Source organism: Variovorax sp. FW305-3-2-15-B-LB1 (genome assembly GCF_058787635.1).
In genome coordinates, this window is the sequence record NZ_JBYSZY010000097.1 from 6042 (window position 1) to 10245 (window position 4204).

The following is a 4204-nucleotide window of genomic DNA, read 5'->3' on the forward strand; positions in this document are numbered from 1 at the left end:
AGATGCCGCTGGTCGCCGTGCTCAGGCCGGACGACGTCGAGGTCGAGAGGCTGCTGACGTTGCTGTTGGTCGTGCTCAAACCAGTCGACAGGCTGTCGATGCCACTCGTGGCTGTGCTCAAGCCGCTCGACGTGGAGGTCGAAAGGCTACTGACATTGCTGTTCGTCGTGCTCAGACCCGTGGACAGGCTGGAGATGCCGCTGGTCGCGGTGCTCAGACCAGACGACGTCGAGGTCGACAGACTGCTGACGTTGCTGTTGGTCGTGCTCAGGCCCGTCGACAAACTGGAGATGCCACTGGTCGCAGTGCTCAGACCGCTCGAGGTAGACGTCGACAAGCTATCGATGCTGCTCGTGGCCGTGCTCAGGCCCGACGACGTAGACGTCGAGAGGCTGTCGATACGACTATTGGTGGTGCTCAGGCCCGAGGACGTCGAGGTCGACAGGCTGCCCACGTTGCTGTTCGTCGTGCTCAGGCCCGTGGACAGGCTGGAGATACCGCTGGTCGCGGTGCTCAACCCGCTCGACGTGGAAGTCGAGAGGCTGTCCAGGTTGCTGTTGGTGCTGCTCAGAGCCGTGGACAGGCTCGAGATACCGCTTGTTGCCGTACTCAAGCCCGACGACGTCGAAGTCGACAGACTGCTGACGTTGCTGTTCGTGGTGCTGAGACCGGTCGAAAGGCTGGAGATGCCGCTGGTTGCCGTGCTCAAGCCGCTCGACGTCGAGGTCGACAAGCTGCTGACATTGCTGTTCGTGGTGCTCAGACCTGTGGACAGGCTGGAGATGCCGCTGGTCGCAGTGCTCAGGCCCGACGACGTAGATGTCGAGAGGCTGTCGATGCGGCTATTGGCCGTGCTCAGACCCGACGACGTCGAGGTCGACAAGCTGCCCACGTTGCTGTTCGTGGTGCTCAAGCCCGTCGACAGGCTCGAGATACCGCTGGTTGCAGTGCTCAGACCGCTCGAAGTGGAGGTCGAGAGGCTGTCGATGCTGCTCGCGGCCGTGCTCAGGCCGGACGACGTGGACGTCGACAAGCTGCTCACGTTGCTGTTCGTCGTGCTCAGACCTGTGGACAGGCTCGAAATGCCGCTAGCTGCAGTACTCAGGCCCGACGACGTCGACGTCGACAGGCTGCTCACATTGCTGTTGGTCGTGCTCAGGCCCGTCGACAGACTGTTGATGCCGCTCGTAGCGGTACTCAAACCGGACGACGTGGACGTCGACAAGCTGCTGACGTTGCTGTTCGTGGTGCTCAGGCCCGTGGACAAGCTGGAGATGCCGCTGGTGGCAGTGCTTAGGCCCGACGACGTAGATGTCGACAGGCTGCTCACGTTGCTGTTCGTCGTGCTCAGGCCCGTGGACAGGCTCGAGATTCCACTGGTCGCAGTGCTCAGGCCGCTCGACGTGGACGTCGAGAGACTGTCGATGCGGCTGTTGGTTGTGCTCAGACCCGACGACGTCGAGGTCGACAAACTGCTGACGTTGCTGTTCGTCGTGCTCAGACCTGTGGACAGGCTCGAGATGCCGCTCGTGGCGGTGCTCAGACCGCTTGAAGTCGACGTCGACAGGCTGTCGATGCGACTGTTGGTCGTGCTCAGGCCAGTCGACGTGGACGTTGACAGGCTGCCCACGTTGCTGTTCGTCGTGCTCAAGCCCGTGGACAGGCTCGAGATTCCGCTGATCGCCGTGCTCAGACCCGACGACGTCGACGTCGAAAGGCTGCTCACGTTGCTATTCGTAGTGCTCAGGCCTGTGGACAGGCTGGAGATGCCGCTGGTGGCCGTGCTCAAACCGGACGACGTCGAAGTCGACAGGCTGCTGACGTTGCTGTTGGTCGTGCTCAAGCCGGTGGACAGGCTGGAGATACCGCTCGTGGCCGTGCTCAAGCCGGACGACGTCGATGTCGACAGGCTACTGACGTTGCTGTTCGTGGTGCTCAGGCCAGTCGACAGGCTGGAGATGCCGCTGGTGGCCGTGCTCAAACCGGACGACGTCGATGTCGACAGGCTGCTGACGTTGCTGTTGGTCGTGCTCAGGCCCGTCGACAGACTCGAGATGCCACTGGTCGCCGTGCTCAAACCGGACGACGTCGAAGTCGACAGGCTGCTGACGTTGCTGTTCGTGGTGCTCAGGCCAGTCGACAGGCTGGAGATGCCGCTGGTCGCCGTGCTCAGCCCGCTCGACGTCGAGGTCGACAGGCTGCTGACGTTGCTGTTCGTTGTGCTCAACCCCGTGGAGAGGCTGGAGATGCCACTGGCAGCGGTGCTCAGGCCAGACGACGTGGACGTCGAGAGGCTGTCGATGCGGCTGTTGGTCGTGCTCAGACCCGACGACGTCGAGGTCGAGAGGCTGCCGACGTTGCTGTTCGTTGTGCTGAGGCCAGTCGACAGACTGGAGATGCCACTGGTTGCTGTGCTCAGACCTGTGGACAGGCTCGAGATTCCGCTGGTCGCCGTGCTCAGACCGCTCGACGTCGATGTCGAAAGGCTGTCGATGCGGCTGCTGCTGGTGCTCAGTCCGGACGACGTAGAAGTCGACAGACTACTGACGTTGCTGTTCGTGGTGCTCAGGCCCGTCGACAGGCTGGAGATGCCACTGGTGGCCGTGCTCAAACCGGACGACGTGGAGGTCGACAGGCTGCTGACGTTGCTGTTGGTCGTGCTCAGGCCGCTTGAAGTCGACGTCGACAGGCTGTCGATGCGGCTGCTGCTGGTGCTCAGGCCCGACGATGTGGAGGTCGACAAGCTGCCGACGTTGCTGTTCGTGGTACTCAGACCTGTGGACAGGCTGGAGATCCCGCTCGTCGCTGTGCTGAGGCCCGACGACGTCGACGTCGACAGGCTGTCGATGCGGCTGTTGGTCGTGCTGAGGCCAGTCGACGTGGAGGTCGAAAGACTGCCGACGTTGCTGTTCGTGGTGCTCAGGCCGGTCGACAGGCTCGAGATGCTGCTCGTGGCCGTGCTCAGTCCCGACGACGTCGAAGTCGACAGGCTGTTGATGCGACTGCTCGCCGTGCTCAGGCCCGACGATGTGGATGTCGACAGGCTGGCGACGTTGCTGTTCGTGGTGCTCAGGCCCGTGGACAGGCTGGCGATGCTGCTCGTGGCCGTGCTCAGGCCCGAAGACGTCGACGTCGACAGGCTGCTGATGCTGCTGTTGGTCGTGCTCAGCGTCGAATACAACTGGCTGCCGTTGATGGCATCCGTGCTGGTGTCGGTGATCCGGCCTGCTGCGACATTGGTGATCTGACGTTCGTTGTTGAGCGAGCCCACACTGACCACGCCAATAGGCGACGCGCCCGCAAAACCCGAATAGGTCACCGAGCCGATCGTCGCGGTGGGCGCCGCAGTCGCAGTGCTGGCAATCGCATTGGCGCCGATGGCAACCGCGTTGGCCGAAGTTGCCTGCGCGTTCAAGCCCAGAGCCATCGCGCCGGCGACGTTGGCCTTGGCCCCCGTACCCATGGCGAACGCGTCGGAAGCCGTGGCCTGCGCGTTCGCACCCATGGCGACGGCGCCGGTCGTCCCCGTATTCGTCTTGGCGCCAGCGCCGAAAGCCAAGGAATTGGTGCCGGCCGCAACCGCAGCACTGGTGGCGTCGCCGCCAACCGCGACAGCCCCGGAGCCTGTCGCCTGAGCTGCGGCACCGATGGCAACGGCATATGTATTGGTGGCGCGAGAGCCACCGGCTGTGCCACCCAAGCCGCCGAATGCCACCGCCCCAGTCCCGACAGCCTGCGCACCAGAACCCACCGCAAGAGCGCCGGCACCATTCGCGGACGTGGCCGTCTCGTTGGCATTGCCGCCGATGGCAATCGCATTCTTTCCCGTGGCGTTGGCACGATCTCCGATGGCGATGCCCGAGGCCGACCCGGTTGCATTCGCGCTCCATCCGATGGCGACAGCGGCATCCTGGGGTGCCAAGGCGTTGTATCCAAGTGCGACGCCGCCACTTACCGCGTTGGCTTGTTGCCCGATGGCAACGGCGTGGGCGCCGTTGGCGAGTGCGGTGCCGCCAATGGCAATGCCACCAACTGCGTTTGCACCTTGACCCAACGCGACAGCGCCGTTACCGGACGCAAAGGCCCGGTCAGTGCCGCTACCGCTGCCGATAGCCACCGACTCTCCCGACGCATTGCCATAGGCAGTGCCGGATGGCGTAGTGTTAGGCGGCGCATATTGAGCCAAAGCCCCGCCCCCATACCC

General features: G+C 63.7%; 1 pseudogene. It reads right to left on the bottom strand.

The window, feature by feature from the left end:
* Positions 1-3997: pseudogene (locus tag AC3WQR_RS30980) on the bottom strand (beta strand repeat-containing protein); the annotation flags it as partial.
* Positions 3998-4204 lie beyond the last annotated feature (207 nt).